The sequence below is a fragment of the Gordonia sp. X0973 genome (genome assembly GCF_013348785.1).
Lineage (GTDB): Bacteria > Actinomycetota > Actinomycetes > Mycobacteriales > Mycobacteriaceae > Gordonia.
In genome coordinates this window covers 157,908-170,582 of sequence record NZ_CP054691.1, presented here as the reverse complement: position 1 = coordinate 170,582, position 12,675 = coordinate 157,908, and the positions used below count along the sequence as shown (strand labels likewise).

Here is a 12,675-nt window from a genome sequence, read left to right as displayed (position 1 = left end):
CGGACAACCGACCCGGTTTGGCGCCGGGCAACCCCTTGTCAGGCGAGGGACCCGAGTGTGCGCACCAGATGGTCGACCTCGTACGGCGTCGAGTACGGACCGAGGCCGACGGTGACCGCGCCACCCTCGTCGCCGACGCCGATCCGCTCCAGCGCGGCACTGGGCAGATTCGCCAGCGCGCGCACGCCGTTGCCCGCGAGTCGGCTCACGACTTGCTCGGCCGGCACCCCGTCGACCATGAAGCTGACGATCGGGATGCGCTGCTCGGTGACGCCGTACACCCGCACCGCCGACAGGCTCTGCAGCGAGTTCACCAGGTAGAAGTCGAGCCGCTGGAGGTATTCGTACAGCCCGTCCATCGAGGTGCCCAACCGGCGGCGACGCTTCCCCAGCACCGCTTCGTCGAGCCCGGCGAGATGCTCGACGGAGGCCACCAACCCGGCCAAGAGTCCGCCCGCCGGGGGTTCCAGCTCCAGACGTGCCGGACCGGTGGCGCGCGGGTCGAGGGCGATCCGGTCGAGCCGGTCGATGCGCGCCGGGTCGGTGAACACCATCGCCGCCAACCGCGGCCCGCCCCAGCGGTGGGCCGAGACGATCATCACGTCGGCCCCCGAGTCGGCGATGTCGAGGGGGAGATACGGCGCGGCGGCCGTCGCGTCGACGACGAACAGCGCCCCGACCGCGTGCGCCTTGCCGCTCACCTGCGCCAGATCGGTCACCGCCCCGGTCGTCGACGAGCCGAGCGGTGCGGCCACCACCTTGGTCGCCTCGCGGATCGCCTCGGTGTACTGCTCCACCGGAACCGTCCCGGTCTCGATGTCGACGTCGGCCCAGCGGACACGGGCCCCCGACGCCACGGCTCGACGCTCCCAGGGGCCGATGTTGGCGGGATCACTGTCGCGGGACAGGACGACCTCGGTGCCCCACCACGACTGGGCGCCGAAGGAGTCGGCGAGCAGCGACACCAGATGCGCCGCCGACGGCCCGATCACCACGCCGGCCGGATCGCCCTTGACCAGGTCGGCAACCGCCCGACGCGCCGCGACCAGTGCCTCGGCCGCGGTGCGCGAGGCCGGATTGAAGGTGCCCGGGTCACTCGTCAGTTCACGAAAACCCGAGGAAACCGCCATCGAGACCGACGCCGGAATGGGCATCCCGGCCTGCGGATCGAGGCGGATCCAACCGTCGCCCAACACGGGGAACAGCCCCCTGGCATGGGCGACGTCGAACGGCATGCCAGTAACGATAACCGCACCCCACGACGACTCCTGACACAATGGTCGGCATGAGTCACGGCTTCGGAAACCCCCTCCCCTCCCCGGACGACCCAGATGCCCCACAGCAGATCATCGTCGTGGGCAACGGGGGCGAGAATCCGGGCGACGACTCCTCGACGGTTGCCGACATGGTCGAGCAACCGGCCAAGGTCATGCGCATCGGCACGATGATCAAACAGCTCCTGGAGGAGGTGAAGGCCGCCCCGCTCGACGAGGCATCGCGCAACCGCCTGCGCGACATCCACCAGTCGTCGATCCGCGAACTCGAGGACGGCCTGGCCCCGGAACTCCGCGAGGAACTGGAGCGGCTGGCACTGCCCTTCACCGACGACGCCACCCCCTCCGACGCGGAGCTGCGCATCGCGCAGGCGCAGCTGGTCGGCTGGCTCGAGGGACTGTTCCACGGCATCCAGACCGCACTGTTCGCCCAGCAGATGGCGGCCCGCGCGCAACTGGAGCAGATGCGCCAGGGAGCGCTGCCCGGACCGGCCGGACCTCAGGCCCACCCGCCGGGGCAGGGGCAGTACCTCTAGCGGCTGTATCCTGATAACCCGTGTCTGCCTCACTCAACGAGCGGGTGATCCCGCCCCCGCCGGAGTCGTCGGACTCCCGCACGTTTCGTCGCGGGTTCGCCGACCTCATCGACGGGCTCTACAACTGGGAGTTGTGGCTGCACCTGGGGTGGACCGACATCAAGCAGCGCTACCGCCGCTCGCTGCTGGGACCGCTGTGGATCACCATCGCGACCGGCGTCATGGCCATCTCCATGGGCCTGCTGTACGGCAAGCTGATCGGCGTTCCGTATTCGACCTTCCTGCCGTACATCACCCTCGGTCTGATCTTCTGGAACTTCATCCAGATGTCGATCCTGGAGGGCACCGTCGTGTTCTCCACCAACGAGGGCTTGATCAAGCAGCTCCCGGCGCCGGTGAGCGTGCACGTCTATCGCGTCGTGTGGCGGCAGCTGATCATTTTCGCGCACAACGTCGTCATCTATCTCATCGTGTTGGCCGTCTTCCGGCCGAAGATCAGCTGGGAGGCGCTGCTGTTCTTCCCGGCGATGGCGCTCTACATCCTCAACGCCGTGTGGATCACCATCGTGTTCGGCATCCTCTCCACCCGCTTCCGCGACATCTCGCAGCTGATGTCGACCATCGTGCAGCTGGTCTTCTTCATGACGCCGATCATCTGGATGATCACGCCGACGATGAAGCAGAGCATGGGCACGCGGACCAAGCTCGTCGAACTCAACCCGCTGTACCACTACATCGAGATCGGGCGCGCCCCGCTGCTCGGCGAGCACGTGGAGTTCTACCACTGGCTCGTCGTGCTCGGGTGCACCGCGATCGGCTGCCTGGTGGCGATGGTCATCATGCGCAACTACCGCTCACGCGTGGCGTACTGGGTTTAGGAGTCGAAGTGTCCGAGCACCAACCCGTACCGCAGCCCGAGACCGGCAAGGCGTTGCCCGAGCGCCCCGTCTACGGCGCCCGCTCCAAGAACAGCATCGTCGACGCCTCCGACGTCCGCGTCGACGCGTGGGACGCCTGCGTCGACTTCCCGATCTTCGACGCGAAGACCCGCTCGTTCAAGAAGTCGGTGCTCGGTCGCGCCGGCGGCGTCATCGGGGCCTCGGACTCGGGTGTGCCGATGGTCGAGGCGCTGCGCAACATCGACCTGCACCTCGAGCACGGCGACCGCGTCGGCCTCGTCGGGCACAACGGCGCGGGCAAGTCGACGCTGCTGCGTCTGCTCTCGGGCATCTACGAGCCGACGCGCGGTTCCTGCCGGGTGCGCGGCCGCGTGGCCCCCGTCTTCGACCTCGGCGTCGGCATGGACCCGGAGATCTCCGGATACGAGAACATCATCATCCGCGGCATGTTCCTGGGCATGTCGCGCAAGGAGATGCTGGCCAAGACCGACGACATCGTCGAGTTCACCGAGCTCGGCGATCACCTGCAGATGCCGCTGCGCACCTACTCCACCGGCATGCGCGTGCGCCTGGCGCTGGGCGTCGTCACCAGCATCGACCCGGAGATCCTGATTCTCGACGAGGGGATCGGCGCCGTCGACGCCGACTTCATGCGCAAGGCCAGGGTGCGGTTGCAGGCGCTGGTCGAGCGCTCGGGCATCCTCGTCTTCGCGAGCCACTCCAACGAGTTCCTGGCCCAGCTGTGCGACCGCGCGCTGTGGATCGACAAGGGCGAGATCAAGATGGAGGGCGGGATCGAGGAGGTCGTCGGCGCCTACGAGGGCCCGGACGCCGCCGCCCAGGTGCGCAAGACGCTGGCCCGCATGGAGGCTGGCGAGTGACCGCACCGGACCGCTCGCGCGAGCGCGTCGTCGCGGTCATCGTGACCCATCGCCGCGCCGAACTCCTCCAGGCGTCGACGGCGATCATCGCCGACCAGTCGCGCCCGGTCGACCACCTCGTCGTCGTGGACAACGCCGACGAGCAGGTGGTCGCCGATCACGTCGCCTCCCTCGGCATCCCGACCACCTACCTGGGGTCGAAGCACAACCTGGGCGGGGCCGGCGGCTTCGCGTTGGGCATGTTGTACGCGCTCGCGCTCGGCGCCGACTGGGTGTGGTGCGCCGACGACGACGGGCGGCCCGAGGGCCCCGACGTCCTCGCGACGCTGCTCGACTGCGCGCATCGGCACGGCCTGGGCGAGGTGTCACCCGTCGTCGCCAATATCGACGATCCCGATGCGCTCGCCTTCCCGCTGCGCCGCGGATTGGTGTGGCGGCGCAAGCGGTCGGAACTGTTCGCACCGGGCGAGGACTCCTCCGACGACCTGCTGCCCGGCATCGCGTCGTTGATGAACGGAGCGCTGTTCGCCGCCGACACGATCGACAAGGTCGGCGTCCCGGATCTGCGGTTGTTCGTCCGCGGCGACGAGGTGGAGATGCACCGGCGGTTGGCGCGTTCGGGGATCGCCTTCGGCACCTGCCTGACCACCGCCTATCTGCACCCGGACGGCAGCGACGAGTTCCGCCCGATCCTGCGTGGCCGGATGCACACGCAATACCCGGACAACGAGGCGAAGCGGTACTTCACCTACCGCAACCGCGGCTACCTGATGGCCCAGCCCGGGATGCGCAAGCTGCTGCCGCAGGAGTACGCCCGGTTCGCCTGGTTCTTCCTGGTCCAGCAGCATGACGTCGCCGGATTCCGGGAATGGCTGCGACTGCGCAAGCTCGGCCGGACCGAGCGGTTCGACCGGCCCTAGCAGCCCGAATCCAATAGAATCCGCGCATGGCAATTCGACGTTTACTCGCAGCAATCGGCGTCACCGGGGCCCTCGCGACCGGTGTCACCCTGGTGCCCGCGGCAGTTCCGCACGCCCAAGCGGCGGGCACCTGGGGAGCCATCGCCTGGAACCGCTACGGCCGGGCCGGAGGCGGATACGGTTCGGCCACCCCGGGGCCCGCGATCCGCGAGGCGATGCGCCGCTGCGGCCCGGGATGCGGCTACTTCACCTTCCACGACTCCTGCGGAGCCGTCGCCTATCGGTTCACCTACGGCCGCACCGAAGTCGGTCGGGCCTGGAATGCGCCGAGCCATGCCGCGGCCAAACGCGCCGCGATCGACGAGATCGGTGGCGGATGGGTCTCCCGCGTCAACAGCGTGTGTTCCTGGGGCTGACGCCCCCCCGGTAGACGTGGTCGCGTCGCAGGCGCGGCGTCGCCCCGTCGTCGAGCCCGGCGGACGGGAAAGCGGGCCACAGAACTAGAACATGTTCTAGTCTTGGGGAAACGCCGATTCCCCGAGGAGCATCATGCGGTTCACGTTCGCCGAGGCGATGACCGACCCCGCCTACTACGCGCCGCTCGCGCAGGCCGCCGAGGCCGCCGGATACGACGGGATGACGATTCCCGATTCCGTGGCCTATCCGGAGCAATCCGACGCGAAGTATCCCTACACCCCCGACGGCAACCGCGAGTTCCTCGAGGGCAAGGCCTTCATCGAAACCTTCATCCAGGCGGCCGCACTCGGCGCCGTCACGTCGAAGATCCGGTTCACCCCGTTCGTGGTGAAGCTGCCCATCCGACCGCCCGCCCTCGTCGCCAAGCAGGCCATGTCGGTGGCGTACCTGACGAACAACCGGCTCGCACTCGGCGTCGGCACCAGCCCGTGGCCGGAGGACTACGAGATCATGGGCGTCGACTTCGCCCGCCGCGGTAAGCGGATGGACGAGTGCATGGACATCATCAAGGGCCTGGAGACCGGCGAGTACTTCGAGTTCCACGGCGAGTTCTACGACATCCCGAAGATCAAGATGAGCCCGGCCCCCACCGAACACATCCCGCTGCTCGTCGGCGGCCACGCCGACCTGGCACTCAAGCGCGCGGTCCGGCGCGGCGACGGGTGGATGCACGGGGGCGGTCCGCCGGAGGAACTCGACGAGCTGCTGGGAAAGATCGCCGCGATCCGCAAGGCCGAGGGCAAGGAGAACGACCCCTTCGAGATCCACGTCATCTCGATGGACGCCTACACCGTCGACGGGTGTAAACGGTTGGAGGACAAGGGGATCACCGACGTCATCGTCGGCTTCCGCATGCCCTACGTCATGGGCGCCGACGACCAACCGTTGCAGACGAAGATCGACCACCTGAACTGGTACGGGGAGAACATCATCGCGAAGGTGAACGGCTGATGGGGCGTCTCGACGGCAAGGTCGCGATCATCAGCGGCGGGGCCCGCGGACTGGGCGCCTCGCACGCGCGGCGATTCGTCGAGGAGGGCGCCCGCGTCGTCGTCGGCGACATCCTCGTCGACGAGGGGCTGGCCCTGGCAGCCGAACTCGGCGACGCGGTCGAGTTCACCGAACTCGACGTGACCTCCGCCGACTCGTGGGCGAAGACCGTTGCGACGACGACCGACAAGTTCGGCACCCCGACGGTCCTCGTCAACAACGCCGGCATCCAGAACGGCGGGCTGATCGGCTCCTTCGACCTCGGCGAATGGGATCGCATCGTCGCGATCAACCTGACCGGGACCTTCCTCGGCTGCCGCGCCGTCGCCGATCCGATGATCGCGGCGGGCAACGGCGGCTCGATCGTGAACACCTCGTCGATCTCCGGGATGCTGGGATCCGTCGGCACGCACGGCTACTGCGCGACGAAGTTCGCGATCCGCGGTCTCACCAAGTCGGTGGCCGTCGAACTCGCACCACACAACATCCGGTGCAACTCGATCCACCCGGCGCAGGCCCGCACCGACATGGCCGCGGGCATCCCCGAGACCTTCTTGCAGACGCCGCTGGGGCGCGCGGCGGACCCCGCCGAGATCACCAACCTGGTGCTGTTCCTGGCCTCCGACGAGAGTTCCTACTGCACCGGCGGCGAATACCCCGTCGACGGCGGGCTCACCGCGACGGTCCCGTTCAACGCGCCGTCGAGTTGATGCGCGGCTAGCGCATCTTGAAGATCACCGCGCGCTGCACGACGAAGTTGATGACGGTCGCCGTGCCCTGCGCGATGACGAAGGACAGCGCCGAGACGAGCCAATTCGACGACGACCAGACGTGCTCGAGAACGGCGTAGATGCCGACCTGGACGGCGAAGGTCACGAGGTAGAGGACCATGACGGCGACGAACCGGGCGGCGCTCGGCTCGGCCTTGAAGGTCCAGCGCCGGTTGATCAGGTAGGCGGTGGTGGTGCCGAGGATGAACCCCAGCGCCTTGGCGAAGGCGGGGTCCCAGCCCAGGCCGCGCTGCAGCAGCATCGTCAGCCCGAAGTCGAGGACGGCCGAGCCGGCGCCGGTGACGACGAAGCGGAAGATCGCCGTCTTCAGATCGACGTCGTCGGACATCTCCTCCGCGCCGACGGGCAACTCGACCGGCGTCGGGATATGCGGGTCGTGGGCGCTCCCCTCGGGGAAGACATCGTCGGGGTTCACAGAATCAGGCACGCAGACCACCTTAAGTGGTAGACCCTGAGAACATGTCCATCAGCGATCTGCGAGCCGCCTTCCGATACCGGGTCGCCCGCCACCTGTTGATCGGCCCGTTCCTCTTCGTCTGGGGACGCCCGAAGACCACCGGCCGCGCGAACATCCCGCGCAAGGGACCGGTGATCCTGGCCGCCAACCACCTCGCGATCAGCGATTCCTTCTACGTGGTGCAGTGCGCGCGGCGGCCGGTGATGTTCCTCGCCAAGTCGGACTACTTCACCCAGCCAGGGCTGCGCGGGCGGCTGAAGAAGATCTTCTTCAGCGGCATGGGCCAGATCCCGGTCGACCGCAGCGGCGGCGACGCGTCGTCGCCGGCGATCACGGCCGCGACGAAGATCGTCGAGGGCGGCGGCGCCTGGGGAATCCATCCGGAGGGCACCCGCTCGCCCAACGGCGCGATGCACAAGGGCAAGACCGGTGCCATGCGCGTCGCGGTGGCCACCGGTACGCCGATCGTGCCGATCGCGTTGACCGGCACCGACAATCGGACGCTGCGCAACTTCTGGAAGAGCCGGGTGCGGATCGACATCCTCCCCGCGATGGACCTGAGCGGCATCGGTCCCGACGACCACGAGAAGATCCGCGCCGCCACCGACGAGATGATGCGGGCGATCCGGGCGAAGACCGGCCAGGACTACGTCGACGTCTACGCGATTCCGGGGAGCGCCGCGAACGCGAAGTAGCCGAATCGAAGAGTGTCCAAGAATTTAGACAGCCAGTCCTTAACGCCGCTGCTTACGTTCACAGGATGAAACTTCGTGTAACGCTCGTCACTGCCGCGCTCGCGGCAGCAGCCCTCGTCGGGACGGTGCTGCCGGCCCATTCACCCAACGCCGCAGCAGACCCGCCACCCGCGGGCAACGTCGTGGGCACCAAGCCGTACAACCTGTACGCGCACGGGTTCTTGAGCCCGCAGACCGTTGGGTATCGAGCAACCGACCACGGCCCGGTCCGCCCCATCGCCGGTACTCCCGCGACCGGTATCGGAACCTGGCCGAAAACGGCAACCCCTGACGGAAGGTTCCTCCTCGTCGGCGCCGGCGCGCCCCTGGCTCTCCAGAGCTACGCCATCGACCGCGCGGGCCGGCTCCACCTGCGGCAATCGGTGCCGTTGTCCGATATTCCGGTCGGGCTCGAGTTCACGCCGGACAGCAAGGTCTTCTACCTGACCCAGGGGGCCGTCAACAGCCGTATCCAGGCCTACCGCCTCGGGTCCGACGGAAGATTCAGCAAGATCGGTCCGGCAAAGAGCCTCGGTAAGTTCACCGACGGTCTCTCGACGCTCGCGATCGCTCCGAACGCCAAGTCCCTCTACGTCGGCACCTATCACCTCGGCCAACTACTTCGCTACGACATCCTGCCGAACGGTTCGCTCGGCCCCCTTCGACAGCGCATCTCCACTGGTGGCGCCGGCCCGATCTTCCCGGTCATCACGCCCAACGGAAGGCACATCTACATCCCGAACGAGACTGCCAACACGGTGGCCAGTTTCAACATCCTCGGCAACGGAACGCTGGTCCACACCGGACAGGCACCTATGCCCACCGGACTGTTTCCGCACGTCCCCGCCATCACCCCGGATGGTCGACACCTCTACGTGCCCAACCTGATGTCGACCTACATCAGCGCCTTCGCCATCAACGCCAACGGCACCCTGCGGGCTCTCGCCAACGCCCCGTCGGCCGACGGACCGATCGGCCCGATGCCCGAATCGGTCTCGCTCTCACCGAGCGGCAAGGCGCTGTGGTCTCTCGGCCAGAACATGGCAAACGGCGGCTTCTGTGTGTTGCAACGCTTCTGGGTGATGCCGAACGGAACCCTCAAACGAGATCGATCGGTGGAGATCAACACCGGCACGATGAACTCCGACGGCAAGATCATCACGATGGCGCCCGGGTACTGACGACGGGCGTAGTCTGCCCGTCGTGATCACACGACGCCTCACCGCGGTGGTCGCCTTGGCGGCCACCGCGGTTCTCCTTCCGTCCCTCGGCCAGGCCCACGCCGACGTCGTACCGCCTACCGGCGCCCCCGACTGGTCCGGGATGGATGTCCGCGACGCTGCCGCAGGGGCCCCGGGCGAACTACTCGGCCAGGCTCCGATGGCGCCGCGCCTCAGCGTTCCCGGCGCCGCGAGGGCGATCCGAATCCACTACGGCACGCCGGACCAGCATGGCCGACCGGCGTCGAGCACCGGCGCGGTCTTCCTTCCGCGCAGAACCCCGCCGCACGGCGGCTGGCCGGTCGTCGCATGGGCGCACGGCACCGTCGGCCTGGGTGATACCTGCACCCCGTCGGCGCAGCCGCGCAGCGACCGGGACTCCTTCTATCTCTCCCACTGGCTCAACCAGGGGTACGCGGTCGTCGCCACGGATTACGTCGGTCTCGGCACGCCCGGCCTGATGAGCTACCTCAACGGCAACACCGAGGCGCATTCGATCGTCGACTCGGTGAAGGCGGCCCATCGTCTCGGTCTGCCGTTGGCGCGGCGGTGGGCCATCGTCGGGCAGTCGCAGGGAGCGGGCGCCGCGATGGCCGGGGCGCACGCCGCCACCCGACTCGCGCGGGGGACCGCACTCGACTATCGCGGGGTCGTCGCCACCGGCACGCCGGCCAATATCGAGCACGTCGTCGCGTTGACGGGCCCGTGGGAGACCCTGCCGCTCCCCGTCGGACTCGCGACCTACACGGGCTACATCCTCGCCGGGTTCAGCGAAGCGCGTCCCGACCTGCACGTCGAAAGAGTGCTCACCCCGCTCGGTCGACGCGTCGTGCGGCAGGCTCGCACACGCTGCTACCCCGAGATGGCCGAATGGGTGCCCCGCGACATCGGCCGCTGGTTCTCCGCGCCGCTGCGCTCGATCCCGGGTGTCCTACCCGCCCTGACCGCCTACATGGGCACACCCGTCACCGGCTACGACCGGCCGATCTTCCTGGGCCAGGGACTGCGCGACATCGACGTCCCCGCACCGTCGGCACTGCTGCTGTACACGCAGCTGCGGACCAACGACCAACCGGTGAAATTGTTCGTCTACCCGGACCGGGACCATTCCGGAACCGTCTACGCCTCGATCCGCGACTCCACGCCGTTCCTGGCCCGGATCATGCGCTGACCCGCGTCGACTAAGTCACAACCTGACCGAGCACAGATCACTCTCAGCCGGACGCGGGTACCCTACTCAGCGATGTCTACCAGTGAACTTCCCATCGAGACCCGACGCCTGGTCGGCTGGTCGCGCACCACGCCGGTCACCGGACACGTGCTGTCCACGCCCGACGTCGAGGTCATTGCCAAGGCCGTCGCGCAGGTCGCCGACGACGATGCCGATAAGCCGTCGTACCTCCGCCGCGGCGTGATCGCCCGCGGCCTGGGCCGCTCCTACAACGAGTCGGCGCAGAACACCGGCGGCCTCACCGTCGACATGACGCCGCTGAACCGCATCCACGACATCGACGCCGACACCGCGATCGTCGACGTCGACGCCGGGGTGAGCCTCGACGAGCTGATGCAGGCCGCATTGCCGTCGGGTCTGTGGGTCCCGGTGCTGCCCGGCACGCGCCAGGTGACGATCGGCGGTGCCATCGCCCACGACATCCACGGCAAGAACCACCACAGCCAGGGCAGCTTCGGCAACCACGTCGTCGAGATGCAGCTCCTGGTCGCCGACGGCCGCATCCTCACGCTCAAGCCGGAGGGCTCCGACGACGACAAGGACGGCTCGCTGTTCTGGGCGACGGTCGCCGGCATCGGCCTGACCGGCATCATCCTGCGCGCGAGGATCGCGATGAAGCGCACCGAGAGCGCCTACTTCATCGCCGACACCGCGCAGACCGCCAATCTCCAGGAGACCATCGACCTGCACCTGCAGGACGGCTTCGAGGACGGCTACGAGTACGCCTCGGGCTGGTTCGACACCATCAGCGCGCCGCCGAAGCTGGGTCGCGGCACCTTCTCGCGGGGCAACCTGGCCACCCTCGACGAGCTGCCGGAGAAGTACCGCAAGGATCCGCTGAGCTTCAACAACAAGCCGCTGATCACCTTCCCCGACGTCTTCCCGCGCGGGCTGGCCAACAAGCTGAGCTTCTCCGCGGTCGGCGAGGCCTACTACCGGATGGGCCCGCCCAGCGAGGGCAAGGTCAAGAATTTGGCGCAGTTCTACCACATGCTCGACGTGTTCGGCGATTGGAACAACGCCTACGGTCGGGGCGGCGGATTCGCCCAGTACCAGTTCATCGTCCCCACGGGGAACGAGCCGGAGTTCATCCGGCTCATCGAGCACATCCAGGCGTCGGGCCACGTCAGCTTCCTCAACGTGATCAAGCTCTTCGGCGACGGCAACAAAGCCCCGCTGAGCTTCCCGTTCAAGGGCTGGAACGTCTGCCTGGACTTCCCAGTCAAGCGCGGCCTGGCCGAATTCCTCAACGACCTGGACCGTCGCGTCATGTCGATGGGCGGACGCCTCTACACCGCGAAGGACTCCCGCACGTCGGCGGAGAGCTTCCACGCCATGTACCCGCGGATCGACGAGTGGCGCGCGACCCGTCGCGCCGTCGACCCGAACGGCGTCTTCATGTCCGACATGGGCCGTCGCCTCGACCTCGCCTGACCCGCGCAGCCTGACACCGCAACACCGCACTGAAGGAACCACCATGATCAACGCCGTCGGCGCCCCCCAGTCCATCCTGGTCCTCGGGGGCAGCTCCGAGATCGGCCTGGCCATCACCGCCGAGTACCTGAAGCTCGGCCCGGCGCGCGTCGTGCTCGCCTGCGTCCCCGGCGACGACGCCGCCCCGGCCGCGGTCACCGCGCTCAAGGAGGCCGGCGCCACCGACGTGTCGGTCATCGACTTCGACGCGCTGGCCACCGACACCCACCCCGCCGTCATCGACCAGGCCTTCGCCGAAGGTGACATCGACGTGGCGATCGTCGCCTTCGGTATCCAGGGCGACGACGAGCAGGCCTGGCAGGACCAGCGCCTGGCCGTGCTGGAGGCGCAGATCAACTACACCGCCGCCGTTTCGGTGGGCGTGCTGCTGGGTGAGAAGATGCGCGCCCAGGGCCACGGCCAGATCATCGCGATGAGCTCGGTCGCCGGTGAGCGCGTGCGCCGCTCCAACTTCGTCTACGGCTCCACCAAGGCCGGTCTCGACGGCTTCTACCTCGGCCTCGGCGAGGCGCTGCGCGAATTCGGCCCGCGCGTGTTGGTGATCCGCCCCGGCCAGGTCCGCACCCGCCTCTCGGCGCATGTGAAGGAAGCGCCGCTGACGGTGAACAAGGAGGACGTCGCCCAGCTCGCCGTCGCCGCGGCCGGTGCCGGCAAGGAAGTCGTCTGGGCGCCCGGCCCGTTCCGGTTCATCATGATGGTGCTGCGCCACATCCCGCGCGCGATCTTCCGCAAGCTCCCGATCTAGGCACCGACACATTCGCTACCGAAACC

Annotated in this window: 14 protein-coding genes; 12 read left to right on the top strand and 2 right to left on the bottom strand. The window is 68.1% G+C overall.

Translation table 11 applies throughout. The annotated features are described in order from the left end of the window. Nucleotides 1-38: 38 nt before the first annotated feature. Nucleotides 39-1,235, bottom strand: a complete 1,197-nt coding sequence (locus HUN08_RS00755) for an aminotransferase class V-fold PLP-dependent enzyme (protein ID WP_124246004.1) — start codon at nt 1,233-1,235, stop codon at nt 39-41. 50 nt (nt 1,236-1,285) lie between these two features. On the opposite strand from HUN08_RS00755, the gene HUN08_RS00750 reads away from it, so the two are divergent. The 7 genes from HUN08_RS00750 (at nt 1,286) to HUN08_RS00720 (ending at nt 6,687) form a co-directional block, all read left to right on the top strand. Further along, nucleotides 1,286-1,810, top strand: coding sequence for a bacterial proteasome activator family protein (locus HUN08_RS00750; RefSeq protein WP_301546821.1), 525 nt, complete (start codon nt 1,286-1,288; stop codon nt 1,808-1,810). A gap of 20 nt (nt 1,811-1,830) precedes the next feature. Further along, complete coding sequence (locus tag HUN08_RS00745) at nt 1,831-2,688, top strand: ABC transporter permease (protein WP_124246006.1); 858 nt, start codon at nt 1,831-1,833, stop codon at nt 2,686-2,688. Nucleotides 2,689-2,741: 53 nt separating this feature from the next. Continuing rightward, nucleotides 2,742-3,590 carry an ABC transporter ATP-binding protein gene (locus HUN08_RS00740; protein WP_165353381.1) on the top strand — a complete coding sequence of 283 codons (849 nt, stop codon included), beginning with the start codon at nt 2,742-2,744 and terminating at the stop codon, nt 3,588-3,590. After that, nucleotides 3,587-4,510: a glycosyltransferase gene (locus HUN08_RS00735; protein ID WP_124246007.1), complete on the top strand. Its 924-nt coding sequence runs from the start codon at nt 3,587-3,589 to the stop codon at nt 4,508-4,510. The genes HUN08_RS00740 and HUN08_RS00735 overlap by 4 nt, the downstream gene beginning before the upstream one ends. Nucleotides 4,511-4,536: 26 nt before the next feature. Then, nucleotides 4,537-4,926 (top strand): DUF4189 domain-containing protein, encoded by a 390-nt coding sequence (locus tag HUN08_RS00730; protein WP_124246008.1) that lies wholly within the window; start codon nt 4,537-4,539, stop codon nt 4,924-4,926. A 133-nt stretch (nt 4,927-5,059) separates the two neighbouring features. Further along, nucleotides 5,060-5,938 carry a TIGR03619 family F420-dependent LLM class oxidoreductase gene (locus HUN08_RS00725; RefSeq protein ID WP_124246009.1) on the top strand — a complete coding sequence of 293 codons (879 nt, stop codon included), beginning with the start codon at nt 5,060-5,062 and terminating at the stop codon, nt 5,936-5,938. Further along, entirely contained in the window at nt 5,938-6,687 is a 750-nt protein-coding gene (locus HUN08_RS00720) for an SDR family oxidoreductase (RefSeq protein ID WP_124246010.1), read from the top strand. The genes HUN08_RS00725 and HUN08_RS00720 overlap by 1 nt, the downstream gene beginning before the upstream one ends. A gap of 7 nt (nt 6,688-6,694) precedes the next feature. Here HUN08_RS00720 and HUN08_RS00715 read toward each other — a convergent pair whose 3' ends face one another. Then, the gene (locus HUN08_RS00715) at nt 6,695-7,195 is read right to left on the bottom strand and encodes a GtrA family protein (RefSeq protein ID WP_301546820.1); all 501 of its coding nucleotides are present in this window, start codon (nt 7,193-7,195) and stop codon (nt 6,695-6,697) included. Nucleotides 7,196-7,227: 32 nt separating this feature from the next. Here HUN08_RS00715 and HUN08_RS00710 point away from each other — a divergent pair, with 32 nt between their 5' ends. The 5 genes from HUN08_RS00710 to HUN08_RS00690 all read left to right on the top strand — a co-directional run bounded on the left by HUN08_RS00710 (nt 7,228) and on the right by HUN08_RS00690 (nt 12,649). Then, a complete protein-coding gene (locus HUN08_RS00710) occupies nt 7,228-7,920 on the top strand; it encodes a 1-acyl-sn-glycerol-3-phosphate acyltransferase (RefSeq protein ID WP_124246011.1) in 693 nt (230 codons plus the stop codon). Between the two features lie 65 nt (nt 7,921-7,985). Then, a complete protein-coding gene (locus HUN08_RS00705) occupies nt 7,986-9,140 on the top strand; it encodes a beta-propeller fold lactonase family protein (protein ID WP_124246012.1) in 1,155 nt (384 codons plus the stop codon). Nucleotides 9,141-9,165: 25 nt separating this feature from the next. Beyond that, on the top strand, nt 9,166-10,350 hold the full coding sequence (locus HUN08_RS00700) for a S9 family peptidase (protein WP_301547020.1): 1,185 nt from the start codon (nt 9,166-9,168) through the stop codon (nt 10,348-10,350). A gap of 72 nt (nt 10,351-10,422) precedes the next feature. After that, nucleotides 10,423-11,844 (top strand): FAD-binding oxidoreductase, encoded by a 1,422-nt coding sequence (locus HUN08_RS00695; protein ID WP_124246014.1) that lies wholly within the window; start codon nt 10,423-10,425, stop codon nt 11,842-11,844. A 43-nt stretch (nt 11,845-11,887) separates the two neighbouring features. Continuing rightward, nucleotides 11,888-12,649 carry a decaprenylphospho-beta-D-erythro-pentofuranosid-2-ulose 2-reductase gene (locus tag HUN08_RS00690; protein WP_124246015.1) on the top strand — a complete coding sequence of 254 codons (762 nt, stop codon included), beginning with the start codon at nt 11,888-11,890 and terminating at the stop codon, nt 12,647-12,649. Nucleotides 12,650-12,675: the final 26 nt, after the last annotated feature.

Coding starts and splice junctions, on each gene's coding strand:
- HUN08_RS00755 (WP_124246004.1), bottom strand. CDS start 1,235: ATGCCGTTCGACGTCGCCCATGCCAGGGGGCTGTTCCCCGTGTTGGGC.
- HUN08_RS00750 (WP_301546821.1), top strand. CDS start 1,286: ATGAGTCACGGCTTCGGAAACCCCCTCCCCTCCCCGGACGACCCAGAT.
- HUN08_RS00730 (WP_124246008.1), top strand. CDS start 4,537: ATGGCAATTCGACGTTTACTCGCAGCAATCGGCGTCACCGGGGCCCTC.
- HUN08_RS00725 (WP_124246009.1), top strand. CDS start 5,060: ATGCGGTTCACGTTCGCCGAGGCGATGACCGACCCCGCCTACTACGCG.
- HUN08_RS00720 (WP_124246010.1), top strand. CDS start 5,938: ATGGGGCGTCTCGACGGCAAGGTCGCGATCATCAGCGGCGGGGCCCGC.
- HUN08_RS00710 (WP_124246011.1), top strand. CDS start 7,228: ATGTCCATCAGCGATCTGCGAGCCGCCTTCCGATACCGGGTCGCCCGC.
- HUN08_RS00705 (WP_124246012.1), top strand. CDS start 7,986: ATGAAACTTCGTGTAACGCTCGTCACTGCCGCGCTCGCGGCAGCAGCC.
- HUN08_RS00695 (WP_124246014.1), top strand. CDS start 10,423: ATGTCTACCAGTGAACTTCCCATCGAGACCCGACGCCTGGTCGGCTGG.
- HUN08_RS00690 (WP_124246015.1), top strand. CDS start 11,888: ATGATCAACGCCGTCGGCGCCCCCCAGTCCATCCTGGTCCTCGGGGGC.